The following is a 22,814-nucleotide window of genomic DNA, read 5'->3' on the forward strand; positions in this document are numbered from 1 at the left end:
CAGTGACATGATCACTGCGAAAAGGCAGGCTATCGAGGCGCCGATCCGGAGCGGAAAACTGCGCGTCACGAGGTCACAATGGACAACTGTCCACTTCCTGAGATGGCTGGGTCAGCGAGCGATCTCGGTTTCGGGTTCCTTGGGTGCGTGGGTGGCCAGTACCGACCCGGCGAGGATCAGGCCGAGGCCGGCCACATTCCAGACCGTCAGCGGCTCGCCGAGCACGATCACCCCGGCAGCCAGCGCGACCGCCGGGTTGATGTAGGTCACCACCAGTGCGCGGGCCGGGCCTACCTCTCGAATCAACGCAAAGAAGATGATGAAGGCCAGCGCCGTGCAGACCACGGCCAACACGACCAATGCCAGTAGTGCACGCACCGACGGCATCTCGTGAGGCCAGGCCGCCACGGCCGGAGCGGTGTAGATCAGCGCCGCAAGCGCCAAACACGCCGCGGTCAACGGCAGGGCGGGCACGTCGGCGAGGTAGCGCGCGGCCACCAGCGGGGCGATCGCGTAACAAGTCGCCACCAGCAGCACCTCGGCGATCGGCACGCCGTGCCCGCCCGTGAGGCCAGGGCCCGCCAGCACCGCCACACCGGCCATCCCGATGCCCAGTCCCGCGATGCGTCTGGCGCTCAAGCGTTCTCCGCCGGTGAGCCGGTCGAGCATCGCGGCGATGATCGGTGCGGCCGCGATCAACAGGCCGGTCATCGAACTGCTCAGGGTGCGTTCGGCATCGGTGAGCAGCACCCAGGCCGCGATGATCTCGAAGAATGCGAAGGCCAGCACGGGTTTCCAGTGCCGCAGTACCGGCGCCCAGGCAGCCCGCGACAGCGCCAGCGGCAGGAGCACCAACGCCCCGACGGCGGTACGGGCCAGAACCAACACGGGAACCGAGACGCTCTCGACCGCGACTTTGATCAGCAGGTAGGGGATGCCCCAGATGATGCTCATCGCGCTGAACAACAACCATCCGCGCGCGCTCACTCCAACACCCTACGGACGTGTCACCCTGTCGGGGCGGATTATGTCGTGAGATCCAGTGCGATGTCGACGAGCAGGTCCTCTTGCCCGCCGACCATGCCTCGGCGGCCGGCTTCCTCGAGCAGCGTGCGCGCGTCGATACCGAATCGTTCGGCCGCCGCCTCGGCGTGCCGCAGGAAGCTCGAATACACCCCGGCATAACCGAGGGTCAGGGTTTCCCGGTCCACTCGGACCGGACGGTCTTGCAGGGGACGCACGATGTCGTCGGCGGCATCCTGCAGCGCGTGCAGGTCGCAGCCGTGTGAGACGCCCAGCTTGCCGATCGCGGCGACGAAGACCTCAAGCGGGGCGTTGCCCGCGCCTGCACCCATGCCGGTGAGCGAAGCGTCCACGCGATGTGCGCCGTGTTCCACGGCCGTGATGGAATTGGCCACGCCGAGTGCGAGATTGTGGTGTGCGTGGATGCCGATATCTGTTGTGGAGGAGAGGGTTTGGCGTAGTGCGCTGATCCGGTCGGCGACGTCGCGCATGGTCATCGCACCGCCTGAGTCGACGACGTAGACGCAGGTGGCGCCGTAGCCCTCCATCAGGCGGGCTTGCTCGGCCAGCGCGTTCGGCGTCGTCATATGGCTCATCATCAGGAAACCCGCGGTGTCCATGTTGAGCTCGCGAGCCGCTGCGATGTACCGGGCAGAAAGGTCGGCCTCGGTGCAGTGCGTGGCGACCCGCACCACGGTGGCCCCGGCGTGGTGCGCGTCGGTCAGATTTCGTACCGTCCCGATTCCGGGCAGCAACAAGGTGGCGACCTTGGCCCGGGTTGCCGCGCCGGCGACCGCTTCGATCCACTCCAGGTCGGTGTGGGCGCCGAAGCCGTAGATGCAGCTCGATCCGCCCAACCCGTCGCCGTGGGCCACCTCGATCGAGTCGACTCCGGCGGCGTCGAGTGCCTGCGCGATCCGCACTGCCTGGTCGATGCGGTACCGATGACGCACCGCGTGCATGCCGTCACGCAGCGTCACATCGCTGATGTAGAGGGGGCGGTTCATGAGGGAATTCCGTTGGCACGAAGGGCGATGTGCTCCGCGGCAGCCTTGGCGGCCGCGGTAACCATGTCGAGGTGACCCGCGTAGTCCGGCAGGTGGTCGGCCGCGCCGGTGACCTCGAGCATGGCGGTGACGCGGGTGCCCGTGAACGCGCCGGCCTCCGGGATGTACAGCGGGCTCTCGGCGCCGAACGTCTCGAACTGCACGCGTTGTTTGAGGCGGTAGCCCGGCATGTAGCGGTTGACCCGCTCGACCATGTCGACGATGTCGGCCTCGATGGCTTCGTCGTCGAGATCGCCGTCGAGATCGCCGTCGAGAAGGCAGTAGACCGTGGTTCGCATCAAGGCCGGTGGATCGGCCGGGCTCAGCAACAACACGACCTTACTTCGTCGGGCTCCGCCGACCTCCCGCAGTGCGGCACCGGTGGATTCGATGAACTCGTCGATGCCGGCCCGGTCGTCGGGTCCGACGGATCGCGACGCCACCGCGCAGACGATCTCGGCGTAGGACACGACACCGGATCGTCCGATCGCGGCCACGATCGGCACGGTGGCCTGCCCGGCACCCGTCCCGATGGTCAGGGTGCGGTCGCTGCGCACGTCATCGAGATTGAGGGCCGGCACACAGTGTGAACCGATCGTCTCCGCGGCGAGATCGATCGTCGGCACCCCGCTCCGCGCGAGGACGGCCCAACTGCCGGTGCGTATGCGGGGCGCCGTGGTATCGAAAACCAGCCTGATGTCGGCGAGATTCGGCATGGCGAGCAGTTCGTCGACGCAGTCGGCCATCGCGGCCACCGACAGTGGGCCGTCGCCCTGCTGGATCTTGACCATCAGGTCGGTGCCGACGCCGCCGGAGCCGAGAATCGCCACGGGCCAGCGGGCCGCTGTCATCGGTCGGAGCCTTCGGCGATCATCCGGATCGCCGTGTCGTAGATGGCGTGTGCGTGGACCTCGAACAACGCGAGAATGTCGACAGAATCCCCGCCGATCTCTTTGGCGACGAACAAGCCGTCCGCTCCTGCGATCGCATACGTGACCAGTAGATCAACCTGGGCGTCGGTGAGGCCGGCGGTGACCCCGCTGAATGCGGCTTTCAATTCGTCAGCAGCCTGCGCTCGCGCGCGCAGGAACATCGCCCGGGCCCTGGGTTCGACCGGGCGTCTTTCCAGCGTCAGCATCAGCCCGAGCCGCAGAAAATCGGGGGCGTCGAGCAGTGCCTTGGCGATTTGCGTAGCCATCGCGCTCACCCGTTCGCGCGGTGCGCCGTCCTCGGGGAGGCGCCAGGCGTTGAGCCAACCGGAGAAGCTGCGTTCGATCACCGCGGCGATCAGATCGTCCTTGTCCTTGAAGTGCCAGTAGATGGAGCTGGCCGGTAATCCGCAGGCCTTGCTGACCAGGGCGATGCTGGTTCCCTCGTACCCGCGCTCGGAGGCGATCTGGGTGGCGGCGTCGAGGATTCGCTCGCGTGACTGTTCCCCGTCGGCACGTTTGCGACGAGGCGCGGGACGTGTCTTGTCTGTCATCTGCCCTCCTGCGGCGACCTCTTGACTCTGTAGTGATCACTACACTACCGTAGTGATCATTACAGAACAAGCTCTCGCGAAAGAGGCTCCCATGACCCGTGCAGACATCTATGACGTCGCGGTGATCGGCTATGGGCCGACCGGCGCCACCGCAGCCAATCTGCTGGGCCGGTTCGGATTGAAAGTCGTTGTGATCGAGCGCGATCCGGATATCTACAACCGGGCCCGCGCCATCTCGACGGACGAAGAGGTGATGCGGGTGTGGCAGTCGGTCGGCCTGGCCGCTCGCCTGCAGCGCGACATGCTGCCCGGGAGGCCGCTGGCATTCGTCGACGCCGATGGGCGAGCCTTCATCGAAACCGTCATCACAGGCCGCGGCTGCGGGCACCCGTCACAGCAGTTTCTGTACCAACCCGCCGTCGATGAGGTCCTGCGGGAGGGCGTGGCGCGCTACCCGAATGTCGACGTGCTGCTGGAGCACGAATGCCTGCGGGTCGGCAACCGCGACGACCACGTCGAACTCATGCTCGCCGACCTGCACACCGACGCCTTCAAGCGCGTCCGGGCGTCCTATGTGATCGCCGCAGATGGTGGATCATCGCCAACGCGTGGACAATTCGGCATCGGGTACACCGGTCACACGTATGCCGAACGGTGGGTCGTCATCGACACCAAAGTGCGCAAGGAGTGGGATGCCCACGACCGCTTGCGATTCCACTGCAATCCCGAGCGGCCCACCGTGGACTGCCCGACGCCGCTGGGGCACCACCGGTGGGAATATCCGGTGCGCGCGGGGGAGGATGAGCGAGAATTGGTCACCGAAGAGGCGATATGGCGGGTGCTGGGGGCGCAGGGCGTCACGCCAGAGCATGTCGAGATCCTGCGCGCGGTGGTCTACAGTCACCACGTCCGCGTCGCCGACCGGTGGCGGGTCGGCCGCGTGTTCCTCGCAGGTGACGCCGCCCATGCCATGCCGCCGTGGATCGGTCAGGGCATGTCGGCAGGCGTGCGTGATGCCGCCAACCTGTGTTGGAAGCTGGCGGGGGTACTGCGCGGCGAGCTCGCCGACTCGGTGCTGGATTCCTATGAGGCCGAACGTAAGCCGCACGTGACCGAAGTGACCCGGCGCGCGGTGATCGTCGGCCGGATCATCACCGAACGCCGCTCGGGCGTGGCAGCGTTCCGCAACCATGTCCTTCGGACGCTGACCAAGGTGCCCGGCGTTCTCGCTGCCGGACAGCGGCGGTTCTGGATTCCCGAAGCCTGCTACGCCGACGGATTCTTCGCCGGCATGTCCAGCGCCGCCGTCGCCCGCCAGATCCCGCAACCGATGATCGTCCGCGACGGCGCATCGATGCCCCTCGACGATCTCCTCGGCGGAACGTGGGCCTTGGTCTACACCACAGCCCTGCCCACCGGTGCGCAGGCGTGGCAACAGATCGGTGTCCAGGCCCACCGAATCACCGAGCCCGGACTGACACAGTGGCTGCGTGCCTACGGTGCCGACGCGGTGGTCCTGCGGCCTGACGGATTCATCTATGCCGCAGCCGGATTCGGCGAACCTCTGCCCGCCCCACCGGTGGGCCTGACCCTACCCAACATGACCGGAGCCCACGTATGACCACCACCACCGTCACCGAACGTACCGTCCGTGCCGCAGGCAAAGACATCTTCTTCGCCGAAGCAGGCGCGGGACCCGCAGTCGTCATGCTGCACGGCGGGGGGCCTGGCGCCTCTGGCGTCACGAACTACTCCCGCAACATCGATGCCCTGTCGCAGCGCCACCGCGTCATCGTGCCCGACATGCCGGGCTATGGAGCCTCCGACAAGCGCATCGACACGACCGACCCGTTCGGTTACCTCGCCGACGCGATCCGCGCTCTGCTCGACGAACTCGACATCGACACAGCGCATCTCGTCGGCAATTCTTACGGTGGGGCGGCGGCACTGCGGCTGGCGCTGGATACGCCGCATCGCGTGGGCAAGCTCGTCCTGATGGGCCCCGGCGGTATCGGCACCACCCGGATGCTGCCCACCGCCGGGCTCAACAGCCTGCTGTCCTACTACGGCGGTGGCGGCCCAAGCCGCGGGAAACTCGCCGATTTCATCCGAAATTACCTGGTGTACGACGGCGCTTCGGTTCCTGACGACCTGATCGACGTGCGCTACCGAGCATCGATCGACCCCGAAGTGGTGGCGAATCCACCGCTGCGTCGACCCTCAGGACCGCTCGCGCTGCGCACGTTGTGGCGCATGGACCTCACCCGCGACAGCAGGCTCAAGAATCTGCAGACGCCGACCCTGGTGCTGTGGGGCCGCGACGACAAGGTCAACCGCCCGGCCGGTGGCCCGATGCTGCTCAACCTGATGCCCAACGCGGAACTCGTGATGACCTCGCACACCGGGCACTGGGTGCAGTGGGAGCGTGCCGAACTGTTCAACGAGCTCGTCACCGAGTTCCTCAGCCCCGATTCGAGGTTGGCCCATGGCTAGTGTGTTCGGCAACGTTCAGCTCGGATACATCGTCATCGAAACCGACAAGTTCGCCGACTGGCGACGCTTCGGTCGCGAAGCGATCGGGCTGCATCTCGATGAAGCGCTGCCCGATGTGATGCGATTCCGGTTGGACGACAACGAATGTCGATTCCTGCTGCAACGTGGCCCGGCCGAGGATGTCACCGCGTTGGGCTGGCATGTCGCCGACCATGCCACGTTCGACGAGATCCTTCGTCGCGTCACCGGCCACGGTGTACCCGTGGCCCACGGAACAGATGAGGAATCCGCGCTGCGGGGCGTCGAACGTCTCGTGCGGTTCCCGGGACCTAACGGGCTCATCCAGGAAGTATTCACCTGCGCCCGAACAGGTTCCGGGCCACTGCGGATGGCGGTCCGCGGCGGGTTCGTCACCGGCGACTCCGGGCTGGGACACGTCGCGATCACCACCAAGAAGCCCCATCAGGTGCGGGGCTATTACGACACGGTGTTCGATGCGCGGCTGTCCGACTACATCGACGAGACCATCAGCGGTGTCAAGTTCAAGATCCGGTTCCTGCGGGTCAACGAGCGCCACCACTCGGTGGCGATCGCCGCAGTGAACCGGTTGCCACTCAACCCGATCCGGACCCGCGTCCAGCATCTCAACATTCAGGTCGCCGACCTTGACGATATGACCGCGTCGTACCAGCGGGTGAAGCAACTCGGCTTCGACATGGCGTTGGACGTGGGACAGCACACCAATGACCGCGAGCTGTCCTACTACGCGGTGACGCCGTCAGGGTTCGAATGGGAGGTGGGCTGGAACCCTATCGTGGTCGACGAATCCACCTGGGAGCCCACCACACACCGGGGCATCAGCATCTGGGGCCACACGTCGGAAGGGCGCAGCATCATCGACAAGCTCAGCCAGTTCAAGCTCGGCGCACTGTCCCTGGCACAGCGAGAGAACGTCGTGCCGGCACTGGCCGGCGCAGGCATCCCCGACAACTGAGAAGGCTCTGGACCCGTCCGGACGGGCTGCCATCGACAGGACGAATGCCCTGGCCCTCTTTCCCCGCCTCGGTAGCGCACCTCGGCTGCCTGCACCCACACCGCTCGAGCACATCCGGCACACGGTCAGCCGGGTCGTCATGCGCGGTGTCGCGCGGATGATGCAGCCCGGCTGACGCGTCCCGCCGCTACGGGCGCGTCAAGTCCGCATACCGACTCACGTGCCAGTCGGTCGAGCCGAACTCGTACTGAACGGCGGTGAGCCGCTTGAAGTAATGTCCGATGGCCAACTCTTCGGTCATGCCCATGCCGCCGTGCAGTTGCACCGCGTTCTGGCCGACGAAGCGCGCGGCGCGGCCGATGGTGGCCTTGGCCGCCGACACCGCTTTGGCGCGGGCCGCCGCGTCGGTATCGAGATTCAACACCGCGAGATACACCGCGGCCGCAGCCTGCTCGACCTCCATGTGCATGTCCACCATGCGGTGCTGCAGGGCCTGGAAACTCCCGATGGCCGTGCCGAATTGGTGTCGCTGCTTGCAGTACTCGACCGTGTCGGCGAGTACCTTGCGCATGCCGCCGACGGCTTCCGCGCACACGGCCGCGGCGCCCTCGTCGCGGGCCCGCTCCAACGACGGCCACGCCTGCCCCGCGCCTCCGAGCAGGGCGTCGGCCGGGACCCGCAGGTTCTGCAGATCCAGGTCGGCGGCCTGCCGGTCGTCGACCGTGCGGTAGGGATGAATGGTGAGACCCGCTGGACGTGAGGCGGTCTCGACGAGGAACAGCGAGATTCCGTCGGTATCGGCAGGATCACCCGACGTGCGCGCGGTGATCAGCAGATGCGTCGCCAACGGAGCGTTGAGCACCATCGCCTTGCTGCCGTCGAGCACCCAGCCGTCGCCCTCACGGCGTGCGGTGGTGGCGACGGCGCGCCAGTTGTCGCCGGAGGCCGGCTCACCGGCGGCGAGCGCGACGATGGCGCTGCCGTCGACGATGTCGGCCAGCAGCTGATCGGCCCCGCCCGCGCGGTGCAACAGCCCGCCGGCCACCACCACGGTGTCGACGAACGGTTCGATCACCAGTGCGTGGCCCAGCGCTTCGGCGATGAGCATGGCCTCGACGGGACCTCCGCCACTGCCGCCGGCAGCTTCGGGGAGCGTGGCGCCCAGGATGCCGAGTTCGTCGGCGAAGCCACGCCAGATCTCGGGCTGCCAGCCCGGTCCCGTCTTGGCGGCGGACCGGCTCGAGGTGAGGTCGTAGCGGCTGGACAGAAACTTGGTCAGTCCTTCCCGCAGCAGTTCCTGCTCGTTGGTCAGGTTGAAGTCCATCTACAGCCCCAATTCCGCTTTGGCGAGGATGTTCCGCTGAATCTCGTTGCTGCCGGCATAGATCGAGCCGGCCCGGTCGTTGAAGTAGCGCAGCGGGGCCACCGCCTGCCAGGGTTGGCCACTGACATACCCGTCGGCCGGCGGTTCGAAATCCGCCACCGGACCGCCCGGGCGGGTGGCGTGCGGCTGGTAGGCGCGCCCCCACGGCCCGGCCGCCTCCATCGACAGCTCGGTCAACGTCTGGCTCAGTTCCGTACCGAGGATCTTCAGCATCGACGACGCCGTTCCCGGATTCCGGCCTTCGGACACTGCCGCCAGCACCCGGTATTCGAGGATCTCCAGCACATCGGTGCGGATTCGGGCCTCGGCGAGCTTTCGGCTGAACGCGGCGTCGTCGATGAGGCGGCCGCCGGCAGGTCCGGGCTGTTCCGTGGCGACCGTCGCGATCTCCTCGGCGAGCACCTGCAGCGCCGGAGCCGACGCGCCGCCGCCGCGCTCGAATTCCAGCAGGTACTTGGCGACGGTCCAGCCTTCGTCGATGGTGCCGATGACGTTGCTCTTCGGCACCCGGACGTCGTCGAAGAAGACCTGGTTCTGGACTTCCTCACCGGAAGTCATGACCAGGGGCCGGATCTCGATGCCCGGCGCGGTCATGTCGATCAGCACGAACGTGATGCCCTGCTGCTTCTTCGCGCCGCGCGTAGTGCGGACGAGTGCGAACATCCAGTTCGCTTCGCGGGCGTGGGTGGTCCAGATCTTGCTTCCGGTGCACACCAGGTGGTCGCCATCGTCGACCGCGGCCATGGACAGCGCGGCCAGGTCCGAGCCGGCCTCGGGCTCGGAGTAGCCCTGGCAGAAGAACACTTCGCCGGTGAGGATCCGCGGCAGGAAGTAGTCCTTCTGTGCCTCGGTGCCGAACTTGATGATCGCGTGGGCGACCATGCGGATACCCATCGGCGACAGTGACGGTGCCCCGGCGAGCGTGGACTCCCTGCTGAAGATGTAGTGCTGGGTCAGGCTCCAGTCGCAGCCGCCGTACTCGACGGGCCACGCGGGCGCCGCCCAGCCGTGCTGATGCAGGATGCGCTGCCAGGCCATGCTGGCGTCATGGTCGGCGTAGACGCTCGTCATCAGCCGCCCCGCCTGCCGAAGATCGTCGGTCAGATGCTCTGCGAGAAAGTCGCGCACCTCGGCGCGGAAGTTCTGGTCGGTCGTAGACCACTTCAGGTCCATGCGTGCCCCTGTCTGCCGGTGTCGCAACCACAGAGTAAACCTAGTTAGTTAAGTGATGCGAGCTGCCCTTGCGCGCGCGACGCCGGTCGAGGCGTCCCTGCTGTGAGCCGCGCTGGTACCAAGCTGGCGCGTCGGGCAATAATTGAGGGCGTGGAGCGGCGTCAGAGCGAGCAGGACACCCGATCTCCGATGACCACGTTGCAGCAAATGCCGGCGTTGGTCGTCTTGGAGCGGTTCCCCGTTCCGGTGCTCGCAATCGCCGAGGATGGCAGCATTCTGTTCGCTAACACTGCTTTCGCCGAAATGCTCGGACACAGCGCGGAATCAGTGAAGGCCATGAAGTTTGCCCAGATCTTTCACTCGCTGCCCGATGACGAGTCCGCGGTGTCGGTCGTGCGGGCCAACGCCGAGCTGGTCGTCGACCTGGTGCACCAGGACCGCTCGATCGTGCGCGCCCGGATGAGCAAGTCCGCGCTGCTGCGTGGAGACGATCCGGTGGCGCTGGCGACGTTCCACGATCTCACCGAGCAGCTGTGGGTGGACGAACTGTAGCCGCGCTACCTGCCGATCATCGGCGACCGCCGGAGTGATTCGCGCGCGAGAAACTCACGGAAGTATTCCAGTGACTCTTCGTTGACGATCGCGGGTAGCAAGAGTTCCCACGTTCGCCCCACGCGCTCCCGAAGGTCGTTCGCGGTCCCGGTGGCGCGCGACAGCGCCTCGGCGCCCAGCATCGAACCCAGGATCACCTCTGCGGCGCTCTTGGGATCGATGTCGCTGCGGAGGTCGCCTTCGGCGGCGGCGTGGCCGACCTGCTCGACGAGGTCGTCGAGCCAGCTCCCGTAGACCCGGCCTGTTGCGTCGTTGAGACCGCTGAAAGTCCGCAGCAGCTGCATGCCGATCCAGGCCAGCTTGTCCGCGGCGGTGAAATCGGTCACCACGAACATGCCGTGGATGAGGTTCTCCAGCGCAGGCGAGGATGATCCGGTGATCGTGCGAAACGTCGCCAACATGCGGGCGCCGGCCTCATCGATGATGGCCTCGGCCAGCGCCTCCTTGGCGTCGAAGTGGTAGTAGAACGCTCCCTTGGTCAACTCGGCGCGTTCGATGATGTCGCCCAATCCCGTTGCCGGGTAACCAGTTTCGTCGAAGAGCTCGACGGCGGCGGCAATGATCTTGCGGCGGGTGACCTCCGACCGGGCCTGGCGTGCCATGGCGTGCTCCGTCAGGCCGGCCCGGTGGCCGGGTCGGTGGCGATGCGGGTCGTGGCGGGTTTGATCGGTGCGGCCTTCTTGAGCGCCGCGGTGGTGCGACGCCTGATGAACTGGGCCAGATAGCTAAGTCGGTCCGGGTTGGCCAAGCCCGGCAGCACCAACTTCCACGCCCGCTCGAGGTCGGTGAGGAACCGTTGAGGGTCGTCCAGATCGCTGGTCTGGCGGATGCCCAGCTGCATCGACACCAGCAGCATCGCCGCCACCTGTGGATCGGTACCGTCGGTGAAATCGCCCTCGTCCACCGCGCGCCGGACGATCGTCGCGTACCCGGAGATCCAGGGCGCAAGGACCTGCGGTCCCAGCCTGTCAGTACGTCCGATCGACTCCACCAAGTTCCCGGCCGCTCGGGACATCGTCTCGCCGATGTCGTCGACGGCCAGCTGGTAGGAGATGTCGACCAAGGTCTCCATCGCGGACAGATTGCGGGCGAGCACCTCGGTGACCCGTTCCCGGGCGCGTTCGGCGCGGTTGTCGATGATGGATGACGCCAGTGCGTACTTGGACCGGAAATGGAAATACAGCGCGCCCTTGGTAACGGCTGCGTCGGCCAGGATGTCGTCGAGGCTCACGGCGCTGTAGGGCTTGTGGGCGAACTGGCGCGCCGCGGCCTGCAGGATCTGAAGCCGTGTGACGTCTGCTCGTCGGTCGAGCTGCTCAGTCACCAGGACACCCCAAGTTCTTCACGACTGCGTGATCGGACGAGGCATCTGGCGCCGCCCGGCGCGTGCACCGGGATTGTTTCATTCGGGTTCCTCGGGACACCAACACCCCGGCGGCTGAGCGCATCTGCCCACTCGCCAATTGAGATACTCGAAGTCATCGCCACGCGTGCATATCATTCTAAAGGTATGTAGGGTGCTTAGCGTGATAACTCTTGGTTCGCAGTGGGCGGACGTGGACGCGGCTCGCGTCGCGATCTCGCCGACGGTTGCCAAGGGTTATCGTGGAGACGTTGCCATAGCCTGCGCTGGCTATCCCCCTCGAATCCCGGTGCGGGCTGTGGCAACCTCCTCTCCAGTTCATCGACGCGACGTGGCCGGTACCCGGGTCGCGGCGTCGAAGAGCTGGAAAACTGGCTGAAGAGTTCTGTTGAGTACTGTTGATCGCGCACCGATCGGCGCGGGCGCGTCTGGGTTTGCGGGCCACGTGCCGCCGGCGCTGGCAAACTAGAGGTATCCGTAGATGATGTGGGACGACGAATTTGACGTCGTTTGCTGTGGTTCCGGCCTCGGGGTCTTGGCGTGCGCCATCGCCGCAGCCGACGCCGACCTGGACGTCCTTCTTGCACAACCCGGTGTCGAGAACCGACACGAGGCCGACGCGCCGCTGCTGGGGCCCGGTATCGAGGATCCGCAAACGCGCGAGTATTTCGACGCACTGTCTGCCGACGTGGGGTCGGTCGCTGCCGCGTCGAACGACGTCGAGCTCACCGTCCGGTCTGTGCGCGCTCCGGCCCCGGCCCGGCCGGGGTCCCCGATTGCGCCGTTCTACGGGGCGCGCCTGCGTGACTGGGCTGTCGAGTGCCTGCTGTCGCCGTACGGTGTGCTCTACACCCGGCTGACCGACCGGGAGACCCAGTCCATGCAGACGCAGTCGGGCGAGGACATCGAGGTCAAGGTCATCGGTTCGGTGACATCCGGCGACGGTGCGGTATCGGCGCTCGACGAATGGCTGATCGGCCAGACCCGGGATCGCGATATTTCGACGTATGAGAACAGCACGCTTGAGCGCATCGTCTTCGAAGAGGACGAGATCGTCGGTGTTGTGCTCAACACCGACGAGGGCCCACGCGCGATCCGAACCCGGCACGGTATCGCCGTAGCCGGCAGGCAGAACGGCCCGGCCCGTGGCGCGTTGCCGGTCGATGAGCCGAACCGCACGCTTCAGGTGGGGCTGGTCGGGCAGAGCGCCAGCCGGTTCGCCCGTGTCGAGCTGCTGGTCACGGACCCCACAGCAGGGTCGAGCAGCTCGGAGTACTGCACGTCCGATCTCGGCCGCGGCGGGGGCCGTTCACATGTGCGGCACTGGCGGAAAGCGAACCGGAACCCGCCCCTTGGCTAGCAGCTGCTGCATCTCGCGCCCCGAGATCGGTCGGGACAACAGGAACCCCTGAGCGCGGTAACAGCCGTGCCGAAGCAGGGTGAGCGCCGCGGTTTCGGTCTCCACGCCCTCGGCGACCAGTTGCAGGCCGAAGGCGCCTGCGAGCGCGATGACTGCGCGGACGATCGGTAGATCGCCGGGGTTGGAACCCAGTTCGGCGACGAAACTCCGGTCGATCTTGAGTGTGTCGACCGGTAGGGATTTCAGCAGGGACAGCGCGCTGTACCCGGTGCCGAAGTCGTCGATCGCCACATGAACGCCCGCGTTCTGCAGCCCGAACAACGTACGACGCGTGGTCTCGATGTCCTGAACCACGACGCTTTCAGTGATCTCCAGGCACACCGAGCCGCGCGGAAGCCCGAACTCGTTCATGATGCTGGCGACAGAGTCGACGAATCCTTCGGTCACCAACTGCACCGGCGAGACGTTGATCCGCAACAGAATGCGCCTGCCCAGGCCGTTGGCGCGCCAACGGGCGAATTCGGCACATGCGTTGCGCAGCACCCATCGTCCCAACTCGCCTGCCAGGTTGATGGATTCGGCGACTCCGATGAACGAATCCGGCGCGAGCAGCCCGCGCGTCGGATGCTGCCACCGGACCAACGCCTCGGCTGCCAGCACCTCGCCGGTACGCATGTCGATCTCGGGCAGGTAGTGCAGCACCAGTGATCCGTCCTCGATCACGTTCTGCAGGTGCAACTCGATGTCGTTACGGAAATCGATCTCCATGGCCATCGCATCGGAGAACGCCGCCACCTGGTTCCCGCCGGCGCTCTTGGCGGTCAGAACCGCCTGGTCGGCGCGGCTGAGCAGATCCGAGGTCGAGTCACGCCCGGGAATGCCCTCGGCCAGGCCGATACTCACCGTCCGGGTGAGCATCTCGCCGTCGACCGTCACCCGCTCACGCAACATCGACTGCAGTCGGTAGGCCAGGGCTTCGGCGTCTCCGACCGACATCGGTGCCGCGGGGACCACGACGAACTCGTCACCGCCGAGGCGCGCGATGATTTTCGGCTCGTCGTCGCCCTCCTCGAGGCGCTGCGCCAGGACTCTGATGAACGCATCCCCGGCGGTGTGCCCGAGATAGTCGTTGATGGCCTTGAGCCGGTCCAGATCCAGGAACATCACCGACACCGGACCGGGTTGACCGGCCGCGAGCCGTTCGTCGAGATGCGCCAGCAACGCGCGGCGGTTGTACAACCCGGTGAGGTGGTCGTGGTCGGCCAGGTAGCGCAGCCGCTCCTCGGCAGCGATGCGGGCCTGCACCTGGGCGAACAAGGAGGCGATCGCCTGCAGCGCATTGAGTTCCTCGGGTCGCCATTCGCGGTCGCCGAACTTGACGAAACCGAGCACGCCGGTGGTGATCTCGCCCGACAGCAACGGCACGGACGCCATCGAGGTACTAGGAACCTGGCGCCCCGCCTCGATGGTGCGCTGGTAGTCGTCGGTGGCGGGTTCGGGCCGGAACACCGCGGGCTCTTTGAGATTCTCCGCCATGGCGAACACCGGGTCGGCGTCGGCGAACCGAACGACCGCGATCGGATCCGTGGGGGCGTCCACCGGCCGCGGCGGCCATTCGGCGACCAGTTTCGTGGTGTGGGCCTGGTGATCGTTGTGCCGCAGGAAGCTCACGTCGACGTCGAAGTAGGACACCAGGTCGGCAAGCACCTGCTGGCTGACCGCCGCAGCGGTGGCGGCATTGACTGCCATCAGCTGTGTGGCCACCGACGTGACGACCAATTCCAGACTGCGTGGCACACCAACCTCCGGAGTCACCTCAACCATGGAGCGGCTCATGGACCAGCGGCAGCGGCCTGCGGCGGCTGCGTACCGTTGGGCGTGGTGCACAGAACAACCTGAGCACCAACGCCTGGGACGCATCGCGTTCGGTCGCCGACAACTGGCGCAAAGAGTACTGCAGATCGCGTAACTCCCCGGCATGGTCGGGGGACAGGTGCGCGCGCCGGTCGGCCGTCCACCCGATCCGCCATGGCTGGGCATTGCCGTCCGCCGACTCGTCGATGGTGTCGATCATTGCCCTGCCGCTGCGGAGGCGTCAACGGCTTCGACGTCGTGCAGCTCGGCCGAGATCCGCTGGACTTCGCCGTAGAAAGCCGAAAGCTGTTTGGGTTCAGCGTGGTTGGCGAACGTGCGCCGATCCCACCACATCATCTTGGTTTGGTAGCGCTCGTCCGGGTACGGCGTTGCGGGGATCTTGGCGGCGAGCACACCGCCGGAGGACAGCCAGCGCTTGAGCACGTACGCCGCGGCGGTGGCCATCGCGAATCCGATGTCAAGGCGCGTCATGAAATGCAATGGCATGCGTGCCAGGGTGTCCGTCAGCGCTCGGCTCTGGTCGGGGTCGTCGCACACCCACGCAGTCTTCATCTCGACGACGCCGAACGGCAGCCGGTCGTCGATCATCTTGCGCACGGCGCTGAGCCCGGGCTGGCCCGCCCACTCGACGGTGGCATGGCATTCGTCGGTGTGCTGATACGGGCCCTTGGCTCGCAGGCCGCCGACCACCACGCCCGCTTGATTGATACCTGCGCAGAACAATGCCGTGTCATCACCTGTGCGCAGTGCATCCATGTCGAGCGCCCGTTCCACGCCGTGCTTGCGATAGTTGCGTTGGGCCCCGCTGACATAGTCATGCCACAATTCACGTTCCGAACCAGGGGTCGCGATGACGATCGTGCAGTCGCTGCCGGGATCCCACCAACTGTGGGTTTTGTCCAGAGACAGGGTTGAACGAGCAGCGACATCGCGCTGGGGAGCGGTCATTGGTGATCCATTTCTTCTGGCAGCCGCACCCCCCGGACCGGTTCGGCTGATTTGTTGTGCGCACCACGGTTGTGCGATTACGCGAGATGAGTATCACGCCGCAGGCACAGGTAATTCCAGCTAGCAGGCGAAACTTGTCCAGTAGTGTGTCCATTTCTGCACTCGGGGAGGCCATTTATTTACGGCGGCATGCAAATTTGGCAAATCTTATGGACGATAACGCTACTGGATATTCCTGCTGAATGTTTGTCGAGCAAAGTTTCTGCACGGCTGAGATTCGGCTTCACCATTCTTCGTGTCGGATTCGGCCAGTTTTGCTGTCTGGACACGAGCCAGTCATACGGACGACGTTTCGCCGCTGCGAGGCGATCACGGTACCCGGGTCGAGCGCCGGGCAGCTGCACGGGTGAGAATCTGGTGGGTGACGACTGAGGAGTACCCGAGAGCCAAGAGCCTGCCGGTCCGTGATGTGGGCCGGCTCCTGCTGCGTTGTGCGGACCGCCCGGGACTGGTGGCAGCCATCAGCAGCTTCCTCACCGGAGCCGGTGCCAACATCGTGTCGCTGGATCAGCATTCGACTGAGCAGACCGGTGGCACCTTCATCCAGCGCACCATTTTCCACCTGCCCGGATTGACCGCGGCCCGTGAGGAACTGGAGCGCGAGTTTCGGGAGCGGGTGGCCGGGCCGTTCGAGATGGACTTTCGGCTCACCGAAGCCGCCAAACCAAAACGCGTGGCGCTGATGGCATCCCGGGAGGACCACTGCCTGCTCGACCTGCTGTGGCGCAACCGCCGCGGTGAGCTGGACATGTCCGTGGTGATGGTCATCTCGAACCACCCCGATCTCGCCGAGCAGGTGCGGGCGTTCGGCGTGCCGTACATCTACGTTCCCGCGACCCGCGACAATCGGGCAGAGGCTGAGCAGCGGCTGCTCGAACTGCTGCGCGGCAACGTCGACCTCGTGGTGCTCGCGCGCTACATGCAGATCCTCACCCCGGAGTTCCTCGATGCCATCGGGTGTCCGCTGATCAACATCCACCATTCGTTCCTGCCCGCGTTCATCGGCGCAGCACCGTATCGCAGGGCCAAGGAGCGGGGGGTGAAACTGGTCGGGGCCACAGCGCATTACGTCACGGGTGACCTCGACGAAGGACCGATCATCGAACAGGACGTGGTGCGGGTCGATCATCGCCACGCCGTCGAAGACCTGGTGCGCCTCGGCTCCGATGTCGAGCGGGTGGTGTTGTCGCGTGCGGTGCTGTGGCACTGTGAGGATCGCGTCATCCGGTTCGGGAACCAGACCGTAGTGTTCTGAACGTCGTTCGGGTGCGGTCCGAGAGGAGTTGCGATGAAGGTGTTCAGCGGGCTCGACGAGTTCGTGGCGGCGGCAGGCAGTGAGCTCGGACCGACCGAGTGGATGGAGATCACTCAGGATCGGGTGAACCTGTTCGCCGACGCGACCGACGATCACCAGTGGATCCACGTCGACCCGGAGAAGGCGGCCGGCGGCCCGTTCGGCGGGACCATCGCACACGGGCTGCTCACTCTGTCGCTGCTGCCGCACTTCACTCACCAGCTCTACCGGGTTGACAACATCGCGATGGCGATCAACTACGGCTACAACAAGGTTCGCTTCATCACGCCGGTGAAGGTCGGCGCCAGCGTTCGGGCTCGCGCGCGGATCGACGACGTCGCCAAGCTGGACGGCGCGGTGCAGGCGACGGTGACGGTGACCGTCGAGATTGACGGAGTGGCCAAGCCCGCCGCGGTGGCCGAGTCCATCGTCCGATTCATCGGCTGATCTTTCCCTGGCGAGCAGACATGGCGGTACCGGAAAACCGGCGTGTCGGGTGCTTTCACGTCTGTTCGCGGGGGGTGACGGCGGCTTTCCACTCCTAGCGGGTGGTGCGTTGCGCGGCCTTGACCAGTCCGCCTCCGATGATGAGACGCTGGATCTCGCTGGTGCCCTCGTACAGTCGCAGCAACCGGACCTCGCGATAGATGCGCTCCACCGGGACCTCACGCATGTAGCCGGTGCCGCCGTGAATCTGCACTGCGAGATCGGCCACGTTGCCTGCCATTTCGGTGCAAAACAGCTTGGCGGCCGACGGCGCGATCCGGCGATCCTCACCCGACACCCACTGGCGGGCGGCGTCGCGTACCAACGCCCGGCCTGCCATGACGCCGGTCTGCTGGTCGGCGATCATCGCCTGGACGAGTTGGAAGCTGCCGATCGGCTCGCCACCCTGCGTGGCCGCGGCGGCATAGGCGACCGATTCGTCGAGGGCCCGCTGTGCGGAGCCGACGGCCAGCGCGGCGATGTGCACGCGTCCGCGTGCCAACGACGTCATCGCGGCCCGGTAACCCACGTCTTCGCTCCCGCCGACGAGGGCGCTATCCGGAACGCGGACGTCGGTGAACGTGACATCGGCTGTCCAGGCGCCTTCCTGCCCCATCTTGGCGTCCTTCGCCCCGATCTGGACACCTGCCGCATCGGCAGGCACCAGGAACACTGCGATACCCGGTCCGGCATCATCGGCGGGGCGGGTCCGGGCGAACACCACGAACAGGTCGGCTGTCGGGGCATTGGTGATGAAGCGCTTCTGGCCGTCGATCACCCAGTCGTCGCCGTCGCGAACAGCCTTGGTGCGCAACCCGGCTGGGTTGGACCCGGCTCCGGGTTCGGTGAGTGCGAACGATGCGACGACGTCTCCGGAGGCGATACGTTCCAGCCACTGCGTCTTCTGCTCGTCGGTGCCGAAGCCGACCAACACCTGGCCGGCAATGCCGTTGTTGGTACCGAACATCGACCTCAACGCCAGCGCGGTATAGCCGAATTCCATTGCCAGTTCGACATCTTGGGCGAGGTTGAGGCCGAGGCCGCCCCACCGCTGCGGTATGGCGTAGCCGAACAGCCCCATCTTCTTGGCCTGCTCACGCAGGTCGTCGGGCACCTTGTCGGTGGCCAGGATTTCGTTCTCGCGGGGCACCACGGCTGTGCGGATGAAACTGCGGGTCTGCGCCAAGATCTCCTGGAAATCCTCGTCGCCGACTTCGGCCGCAGTGGTGGTCACGGGGCAGCTCCATATCTCTCAGGCGGGGACCCGGGGGCGAGTGTTTGCAATATCGTATATGAAATATGATCGGCGCTTGAGAGAGCCCACGAGCGAGAGTTAGGTGATCAGGTGTCATTGCTTACCGGCCAGACTGCGGTGGTGACCGGCGGTGCTCAGGGGCTTGGCCTCGCCATCGCGCAGCGGTTCGTCGACGAGGGTGCCCGGGTGGTGCTCGGCGATCTCAACCTGGAGGCGACCGAGGCGGCAGCCGCCCAGCTCGGCGGCCCTGAGGTCGCCGCTGCCGTTCGCTGCGACGTCACCTCGGGCGCCGAGGTCGAAGCGCTGGTGCACGCCGCTGTGGAGCGGTTCGGCGGGCTGGACATCATGGTCAACAACGCCGGCATCACGCGTGACGCGACGTTGCGCAAGATGACCGAGGACCAGTTCGATCAGGTCATTGCCGTGCACCTGAAGGGCACGTGGAACGGCACCAAGTCGGCCGCGGCGATCATGCGGGAGAACAAGCGCGGCGCGATCGTGAACATGTCATCGATCTCCGGCAAGGTCGGTCTGATCGGCCAGACCAACTATTCGGCAGCCAAGGCAGGCATCGTCGGCATGACCAAGGCCGCTGCCAAAGAACTGGCCCACCTCGGGGTGCGGGTCAACGCGATTCAGCCCGGATTGATCCGCTCGGCGATGACCGAGGCCATGCCGCAACGTATTTGGGACCAGAAGTTGGCCGAGGTTCCGATGGGCCGCGCCGGCGAACCCGACGAGGTCGCCAAGGTCGCGCTGTTCCTGGCCAGTGATCTGTCGTCGTACATGACCGGCACTGTGCTTGAGGTGACCGGCGGGCGATACGTGTGAGTATGCGCGACGCCGTCATCTGCGAACCGGTTCGCACGCCGATCGGGCGCTACGGCGGCATGTTCGCGTCGCTCTCGGCCGTCGAGCTCGGCGTGGCGGCGCTCAAAGGTCTGCTCGAACGCACCGGCGTCGCGCCGGAGGCGGTGCAGGACGTGATCCTGGGCCATTGCTACCCGAACAGCGACGCCCCCGCGATCGGCCGTGTGGTGGCGTTGGATGCGGGTCTACCGGTGACCGTTCCCGGCATGCAGATCGACCGGCGCTGTGGGTCGGGTTTGCAGGCGGTGATCCAGGCGTGCCTGCAAGTGCGCGGTGGTGACAGCGATCTCGTCGTCGCCGGCGGCACCGAGAGCATGAGCAATGTCGCGTTCTACTCCACCGACATGCGGTGGGGCGGATCTCGTGGCGGAGTGCAGATCCACGACGGGCTCGCGCGTGGGCGCGTCACTGCGGGTGGACAGTTCCACCCGGTGCCCGGCGGCATGCTGGAGACCGCCGAGAACCTACGTCGCGAGTACGGCATCACGCGGGCCGAACAGGACGAGCTTGCGGTGCGGTCGCATCAGCGTGCGGTGGCCGCGCAGACCGACGGGGTCCTGGCCGAGGAGATCATCCCGGTGGCGGTCGGCTCTCGTAGCGGCGAGACCGTGATCGACACCGACGAGCACCCGCGCGCCGACACCTCGGTCGAGGCCTTGTCCAAGCTCAAACCTGTTCTGCTCAACCAAGACCCGGCGGCCACGGTCACCGCGGGCAATTCGAGTGGCCAGAACGACGCGGCGTCCATGTGCATCGTCACAACGCCGGACAAGGCGGCCGAGCTCGGCCTGACTCCGCTGGTGCGGCTGGTGTCCTGGGGCGTGGCAGGCGTCGCTCCCCATGTCATGGGCATCGGCCCGGTGCCTGCCACCGAGTTGGCGCTCGCCAAAGCCGGGCTGGCTCTCTCGGATATCGATCTCATCGAACTCAACGAAGCCTTCGCCGCTCAGGCGCTCGCGGTGATGAAGGAATGGAAATTCGGGGCGAGTGACCACGAACGCACCAACGTGCGCGGCTCGGGCATCTCGCTGGGCCACCCCGTCGGGGCGACCGGAGGCCGGATGCTCGCGACGCTCGCGCGCGAGCTGCCGAGGCGCGGCGCGCGGTACGGCCTGGAGACCATGTGCATCGGTGGCGGGCAGGGGTTGGCAGCGATCTTCGAAAGGGTGACATCGTGACCAAACTCGCCCAGACCCTGGGACTCACCGAGTTCCAGACCGAAATCGTCTCGACCGTAAGGCAATTCGTCGACAGGGAAGTCATCCCCACCGCCCAGGAGTTGGAGCATTCCGACACCTACCCGCAGGCCATAGTCGATCAGATGAAAGAGATGGGCCTGTTCGGGCTGATGATCCCCGAGGAGTACGGCGGACTCGGTGAATCGCTGCTGACCTACGCGCTGTGCGTCGAGGAACTGGCCCGCGGGTGGATGAGCGTGTCCGGCGTGATCAACACCCACTTCATCGTGGCCTACATGATCCGGCAGCACGGCACCGACGCCCAGAAGCGGAAGTTCCTGCCGCGCATGGCCATCGGGGACACCCGCGGCGCGTTCTCGATGTCCGAACCCGAGCTGGGCTCCGACGTCGCCGCGATCCGTACCCGGGCCACCAAGCAGAGCGACGGCGACTACCTCATAGACGGTCAGAAGATGTGGCTCACCAACGGCGGTAGTTCAACGCTGGTGGCCGCCCTGGTGCGCACCGACGAAGGCGCAGACAAGCCGCACCGCAACCTCACCGCATTCCTGGTGGAAAAGCCCGCAGGTTTCGGGGAAGTCGTTGCGGGGCTGACTATCCCGGGCAAGCTCGACAAGCTCGGCTACAAGGGGATCGACACCACCGAGCTGATCTTCGACGGCTACCGCGCGTCTGCAGATGACGTTCTCGGTGGCGTCACCGGCCAAGGGTTCTTCCAGATGATGGACGGCGTCGAGATCGGCCGCGTCAATGTGTCCGCACGCGCGTGCGGCGTCGGCATCCGGGCGTTCGAACTCGCGGTGCGCTACGCCCAGCAGCGTCAGACCTTCGGTAAGCCGATCGCCGAGCACCAGGCCGTCGCCTTCCAATTGGCCGAGATGGCAACCAAAGTCGAGGCCGCTCACCTCATGATGGTCAACGCCGCGCGGCTCAAGGACTCCGGTGAGCGCAACGACGTGGCCGCCGGTATGGCCAAGTACCTGGCCAGTGAGTTCTGCTCGGAGGTGACGCAACAGAGTTTCCGGATCCACGGTGGCTACGGATACTCCAAGGAGTACGAGATCGAGCGGTTGATGCGCGACGCGCCGTTCCTGCTGATCGGTGAGGGCACCAGCGAGATCCAGAAGAACATCATCAGCAAGCGGCTGCTGTCCGACTACCGGGTCTGAGCCGTGACCGTTCCCGATTTCGCCTCTCGCCCACAGCTTGCCGAGGATGTCGCCCGGCTCATCCGCCGGCGGATCTTCGACGGCACCTACCCGTCGGGGAAGTTCATCCGGCTCGAGCAGCTCGCGGCGGAACTCGGCATCAGCGTCACGCCGGTGCGCGAAGCGCTGTTCGGACTGCGTGCCGAGGGGCTGCTCACCCAACAACCCCGGCGCGGGTTCCTGGTGCTGCCGGTCACCCGTCGTGACATCGACGATGTGGCGGGTGTGCAGGCGCACATCGGCGGTCAACTGGCCGCCCGTGCGGCGGGCCAGATCACCGATGGTCAACTCGATGATCTCGACCGGATCCAGCGGGAGCTGGAAGACGCGTACGCGCACAACGATCATGAGCGGGCCGTCCGGCTCAACCACGCGTTCCATCGGGGTGTCAACCGGGCGGCCGAGTCGCCGAAGCTGGCTCAGTTGATGTCCCAGATCACCCGCTACGCACTGGAATCGGTCTACCCCACGGTTGCCGGGTGGCCCGAGCAGTCCACGCATGATCATCGCCGGATCCTGGCAGCCCTCAAGGTCCGCGACGGGGCCGCTGCCCGCGACGCCATGGCCGAGCATCTGTGCGCGGCAGCCAAGCCGCTCGGCGATCACCTCGAACGCGTGGGTGTTCTGGAGTAGCGGTACGGGTTCCGCCGATACCTGCTACCGTTACATAACCACGGTAGATCGTAAA

The 22,814-nt window shown here is 66.1% G+C and carries 23 protein-coding genes; 11 read left to right on the forward strand and 12 right to left on the reverse strand.

The window, feature by feature from the left end:
- Positions 1–111: 111 nt before the first annotated feature.
- From A5784_RS14450 to A5784_RS14465, 4 genes are read right to left on the reverse strand one after another with little or no spacing between them, the layout of a single operon-like run.
- Positions 112–987: a DMT family transporter gene (locus tag A5784_RS14450; protein ID WP_064945581.1), complete on the reverse strand. Its 876-nt coding sequence runs from the start codon at positions 985–987 to the stop codon at positions 112–114.
- Positions 988–1,025: 38 nt separating this feature from the next.
- Positions 1,026–2,030, reverse strand: a complete 1,005-nt coding sequence (gene dmpG / locus A5784_RS14455; protein WP_064945582.1) for a 4-hydroxy-2-oxovalerate aldolase — start codon at positions 2,028–2,030, stop codon at positions 1,026–1,028.
- Complete coding sequence (locus tag A5784_RS14460; protein ID WP_197514747.1) at positions 2,027–2,920, reverse strand: acetaldehyde dehydrogenase (acetylating); 894 nt, start codon at positions 2,918–2,920, stop codon at positions 2,027–2,029. Before A5784_RS14460 ends, dmpG begins: the two co-directional genes overlap by 4 nt.
- On the reverse strand, positions 2,917–3,552 hold the full coding sequence (locus A5784_RS14465; protein ID WP_064945583.1) for a TetR/AcrR family transcriptional regulator: 636 nt from the start codon (positions 3,550–3,552) through the stop codon (positions 2,917–2,919). The genes A5784_RS14460 and A5784_RS14465 overlap by 4 nt, the downstream gene beginning before the upstream one ends.
- Before the next feature lie 91 nt (positions 3,553–3,643).
- On the opposite strand from A5784_RS14465, the gene A5784_RS14470 reads away from it, so the two are divergent.
- From A5784_RS14470 to A5784_RS14480, 3 genes are read left to right on the forward strand one after another with little or no spacing between them, the layout of a single operon-like run.
- Positions 3,644–5,173, forward strand: coding sequence for a bifunctional 3-(3-hydroxy-phenyl)propionate/3-hydroxycinnamic acid hydroxylase (locus A5784_RS14470; protein ID WP_156750559.1), 1,530 nt, complete (start codon positions 3,644–3,646; stop codon positions 5,171–5,173).
- Positions 5,170–6,045 carry an alpha/beta fold hydrolase gene (locus A5784_RS14475; RefSeq protein ID WP_064945584.1) on the forward strand — a complete coding sequence of 292 codons (876 nt, stop codon included), beginning with the start codon at positions 5,170–5,172 and terminating at the stop codon, positions 6,043–6,045. Before A5784_RS14470 ends, A5784_RS14475 begins: the two co-directional genes overlap by 4 nt.
- Positions 6,038–7,039 (forward strand): VOC family protein, encoded by a 1,002-nt coding sequence (locus A5784_RS14480; RefSeq protein ID WP_064945585.1) that lies wholly within the window; start codon positions 6,038–6,040, stop codon positions 7,037–7,039. The genes A5784_RS14475 and A5784_RS14480 overlap by 8 nt, the downstream gene beginning before the upstream one ends.
- A 187-nt stretch (positions 7,040–7,226) precedes the next feature.
- On the opposite strand, the gene A5784_RS14485 is transcribed toward A5784_RS14480, so the two are convergent.
- Both A5784_RS14485 and A5784_RS14490 read right to left on the reverse strand, forming a co-directional pair.
- Positions 7,227–8,363 (reverse strand): acyl-CoA dehydrogenase family protein, encoded by a 1,137-nt coding sequence (locus A5784_RS14485; protein ID WP_064945586.1) that lies wholly within the window; start codon positions 8,361–8,363, stop codon positions 7,227–7,229.
- Entirely contained in the window at positions 8,364–9,596 is a 1,233-nt protein-coding gene (locus tag A5784_RS14490) for an acyl-CoA dehydrogenase family protein (RefSeq protein ID WP_064945587.1), read from the reverse strand.
- Positions 9,597–9,785: 189 nt separating this feature from the next.
- On the opposite strand from A5784_RS14490, the gene A5784_RS14495 reads away from it, so the two are divergent.
- Entirely contained in the window at positions 9,786–10,148 is a 363-nt protein-coding gene (locus A5784_RS14495; RefSeq protein WP_197514750.1) for a PAS domain S-box protein, read from the forward strand.
- Positions 10,149–10,153: 5 nt separating this feature from the next.
- Here the strand turns inward: A5784_RS14495 and A5784_RS14500 are convergent, their stop codons facing one another.
- Complete coding sequence (locus A5784_RS14500) at positions 10,154–10,810, reverse strand: ScbR family autoregulator-binding transcription factor (protein WP_064945589.1); 657 nt, start codon at positions 10,808–10,810, stop codon at positions 10,154–10,156.
- Positions 10,811–10,821: 11 nt separating this feature from the next.
- Entirely contained in the window at positions 10,822–11,532 is a 711-nt protein-coding gene (locus A5784_RS14505; protein ID WP_064945590.1) for a TetR family transcriptional regulator, read from the reverse strand.
- A gap of 520 nt (positions 11,533–12,052) precedes the next feature.
- Here A5784_RS14505 and A5784_RS14510 point away from each other — a divergent pair.
- Entirely contained in the window at positions 12,053–12,931 is an 879-nt protein-coding gene (locus A5784_RS14510) for a hypothetical protein (RefSeq protein WP_064945591.1), read from the forward strand.
- Here the strand turns inward: A5784_RS14510 and A5784_RS14515 are convergent.
- From A5784_RS14515 to A5784_RS14525, 3 genes are read right to left on the reverse strand one after another with little or no spacing between them, the layout of a single operon-like run.
- Complete coding sequence (locus A5784_RS14515; RefSeq protein WP_064945592.1) at positions 12,881–14,755, reverse strand: putative bifunctional diguanylate cyclase/phosphodiesterase; 1,875 nt, start codon at positions 14,753–14,755, stop codon at positions 12,881–12,883. The genes A5784_RS14510 and A5784_RS14515 overlap by 51 nt on opposite strands.
- Positions 14,748–15,005 carry a hypothetical protein gene (locus A5784_RS14520; RefSeq protein WP_064945593.1) on the reverse strand — a complete coding sequence of 86 codons (258 nt, stop codon included), beginning with the start codon at positions 15,003–15,005 and terminating at the stop codon, positions 14,748–14,750. The genes A5784_RS14515 and A5784_RS14520 overlap by 8 nt, the downstream gene beginning before the upstream one ends.
- Positions 15,002–15,754, reverse strand: a complete 753-nt coding sequence (locus A5784_RS14525) for a hypothetical protein (protein WP_064945594.1) — start codon at positions 15,752–15,754, stop codon at positions 15,002–15,004. Before A5784_RS14525 ends, A5784_RS14520 begins: the two co-directional genes overlap by 4 nt.
- Before the next feature lie 406 nt (positions 15,755–16,160).
- On the opposite strand from A5784_RS14525, the gene purU reads away from it, so the two are divergent.
- Together purU and A5784_RS14535 are read left to right on the forward strand one after the other, a co-directional pair.
- Complete coding sequence (gene purU, locus A5784_RS14530; RefSeq protein ID WP_232006041.1) at positions 16,161–17,069, forward strand: formyltetrahydrofolate deformylase; 909 nt, start codon at positions 16,161–16,163, stop codon at positions 17,067–17,069.
- 33 nt (positions 17,070–17,102) lie between these two features.
- Complete coding sequence (locus A5784_RS14535; RefSeq protein ID WP_064945596.1) at positions 17,103–17,555, forward strand: MaoC family dehydratase; 453 nt, start codon at positions 17,103–17,105, stop codon at positions 17,553–17,555.
- A 94-nt stretch (positions 17,556–17,649) separates the two neighbouring features.
- Here A5784_RS14535 and A5784_RS14540 read toward each other — a convergent pair whose 3' ends face one another.
- Positions 17,650–18,828, reverse strand: a complete 1,179-nt coding sequence (locus A5784_RS14540) for an acyl-CoA dehydrogenase family protein (protein ID WP_064945597.1) — start codon at positions 18,826–18,828, stop codon at positions 17,650–17,652.
- Between the two features lie 111 nt (positions 18,829–18,939).
- On the opposite strand from A5784_RS14540, the gene fabG reads away from it, so the two are divergent.
- Genes fabG through A5784_RS14560 form a run of 4 tightly spaced genes read left to right on the forward strand, consistent with a single transcriptional unit; the run spans position 18,940 to position 22,759 of the window.
- Positions 18,940–19,680 (forward strand): 3-oxoacyl-ACP reductase FabG, encoded by a 741-nt coding sequence (gene fabG, locus A5784_RS14545; protein ID WP_064945598.1) that lies wholly within the window; start codon positions 18,940–18,942, stop codon positions 19,678–19,680.
- A 2-nt stretch (positions 19,681–19,682) separates the two neighbouring features.
- Complete coding sequence (locus A5784_RS14550) at positions 19,683–20,897, forward strand: acetyl-CoA C-acetyltransferase (RefSeq protein ID WP_064945599.1); 1,215 nt, start codon at positions 19,683–19,685, stop codon at positions 20,895–20,897.
- The gene (locus tag A5784_RS14555) at positions 20,894–22,087 is read left to right on the forward strand and encodes an acyl-CoA dehydrogenase family protein (protein ID WP_064945600.1); all 1,194 of its coding nucleotides are present in this window, start codon (positions 20,894–20,896) and stop codon (positions 22,085–22,087) included. The genes A5784_RS14550 and A5784_RS14555 overlap by 4 nt, the downstream gene beginning before the upstream one ends.
- 3 nt (positions 22,088–22,090) lie before the next feature.
- Positions 22,091–22,759 carry a GntR family transcriptional regulator gene (locus tag A5784_RS14560; RefSeq protein ID WP_064945601.1) on the forward strand — a complete coding sequence of 223 codons (669 nt, stop codon included), beginning with the start codon at positions 22,091–22,093 and terminating at the stop codon, positions 22,757–22,759.
- The last annotated feature ends 55 nt before the right edge of the window (positions 22,760–22,814 follow it).

The sequence above is a fragment of the Mycobacterium sp. 852013-50091_SCH5140682 genome (assembly GCF_001665685.1).
GTDB lineage: Bacteria > Actinomycetota > Actinomycetes > Mycobacteriales > Mycobacteriaceae > Mycobacterium.